The organism is Brachybacterium tyrofermentans (assembly GCF_039526165.1).
In the GTDB taxonomy this organism is placed as follows: domain Bacteria; phylum Actinomycetota; class Actinomycetes; order Actinomycetales; family Dermabacteraceae; genus Brachybacterium; species Brachybacterium tyrofermentans.
Window position 1 is genome coordinate 1 of the sequence record NZ_BAAAIR010000076.1, and the last position, 1,460, is coordinate 1,460.

Below are 1,460 nucleotides of genomic sequence, written 5' to 3' on the forward strand. Positions count from 1 at the left end.
TGTGATGTCTCAGGACTTCGGTGACAGTTCTGTATCAGGACATCGGTGACAGTTGATGTCTCAGGACATCGGTGACGGTTCGGGGTTCTTCGGTGGCCGGCCTCGGCGTTTGCCGCTCCGTTGACCCGTGTGCTTGGAGGCGTATCGGATGCCGAGCGGGGGCCAAGCGTGCTCGGCCAGGATCTCGCCGTGAAGGTCGACGAACGTGACGCTGGCCTGTTCGACGAGGACGTGCACTTCCTGCTGGGCATGAGGGTAGGAGACCTGGAACGCGACGCCGTGGAGGGTGATCGTGCCGTTGTTGTTCACCACCCGTGTTCGTTCACCGGTCTGGATGACCCGCTCCCGGGGGAGCTTCCGGGAACGCTTCTTGCTGTCCCCGACGGACTCGATGATCAGGCTGGGCTCCACGACAGGCCGGGGAGACGGTGCCGGCTCAGTCGCGTCCCAGGCTTGGCGTGGTGTGATCCGTCCGGGAAGTCCCTGGTGAGGGCGTTGCTCGTTATAGATGACGTCGAACTCGTCGACCTGTGCTTGGAGCTCTTCGATGCTTCCCGCGATGGGCTGCTTGTCCAGCCAGCGGAACAAGGTCTGGTGGAATCGTTCGTTCTTGCCCTGCGTGGTCGGCTTGTAGGGCTTCCCGGTGATCGCCTCGACTCCCAGCGCGGTCACGTGGATGACGAGCTGGCCCTTCATCCCACGGCGCGTGGGGTTCAGCGCGGCTCCGTTGTCGGTGAGCAGACGCTGTGGAGTTCCGCAACGCGCGGTGCCCTTGTTGAACACCGCGATCGCTGCTTCAGCGGTCTCGCTGCCCGCCACGTGAGAGGCGACCGCGAGGCGCGAATGATCGTCCTGGAGCTGGAAGATCACGCAGGTCCGGCCGTTGGTGAGGACGTACTGGGTCGCATCCAGCTGCCAGCACGCGTTCGGTGCCGGATAGACGAACCGCCGCCAGGACGCGCGAGGCCGCTTCCTCGGCTCCAGTCGAGCCACGCCTCGTTCGCGGAAGATCCGTGCCAGGGCCGCGATCGATGGCGCTTCAAGTCCCATCGCTTTCATCCGGTCGTGGACGCTGATCGGACCGTGATCCAGCCCAGACGCTTCGAGTGCGGCGCGGACCTGAACAGCCTGGTCCTTGACCTCTTCATCGAGCTGGCCCGGGGAGGTATGTGGTCGTTTGGTGCGGGGCTCGAGCACGGCCGCGGGCCCATCGACGCGGGCGCGAGCACGGAGGACGTAGAACGTCTTGCGCGAGATGCCGTGCTCGACGCAGAACGTGCTCACCGACCCACGCGGCGCGTCATCAGGCCACCGCGAGATGGCCAGGCGGACAGTGGGATCGACGGGCTCGTTTCTGCTCACCGCCCATTTTTACCGGCGAAGTGTCACCACCAAGAGCCACGGAAGTGTCACCGATGTCCTGATACAGAACTGTCACCGATGTCCTGCGACATAACACC

At 64.5% G+C, this 1,460-nt stretch carries 1 protein-coding gene; it reads right to left on the minus strand.

Translation table 11 applies throughout. The features are described 5' to 3' along the window. Positions 1-60: 60 nt before the first annotated feature. Positions 61-1,362 carry an integrase core domain-containing protein gene (locus tag ABD093_RS18285; protein ID WP_158541900.1) on the minus strand — a complete coding sequence of 434 codons (1,302 nt, stop codon included), beginning with the start codon at positions 1,360-1,362 and terminating at the stop codon, positions 61-63. Positions 1,363-1,460 lie beyond the last annotated feature (98 nt).